The organism is Stenotrophomonas sp. STEN031, assembly GCF_056759975.1.
In genome coordinates this window covers 1-220 of sequence record NZ_JBRREA010000132.1, presented here as the reverse complement: position 1 = coordinate 220, position 220 = coordinate 1, and the positions used below count along the sequence as shown (strand labels likewise).

At 62.3% G+C, this 220-nt stretch carries 1 protein-coding gene; it reads right to left on the bottom strand.

All coding sequences use genetic code 11. The features are described 5' to 3' along the window. Window positions 1-31 precede the first annotated feature (31 nt). Window positions 32-220 (bottom strand): hypothetical protein (locus tag ACVOLQ_RS22455; protein ID WP_481529356.1); only part of this gene is annotated, 189 nt, incomplete at its 5' end.

Genomic DNA, 220 nt, shown 5'->3' with positions numbered 1-220 from the left:
CTACGCGCGCCGACTTGTCTCCAGGCCGCCCTCAGCCGGAGCCAAGATCAAAGAGCCAGCGCGCACCGTGGAGGTCGCATGCTTTCTTCGGTATTGCCTGTTCACCACCACTGAATCGCCCCGTCTTTCCCGGAGGCTCCAAACCTTGAGAGGATGGAGCCATGAGCAACAGATTGACGAGGTACGCACCCGAGGTGCGTGAGCGGGCGGTGCGGATGGT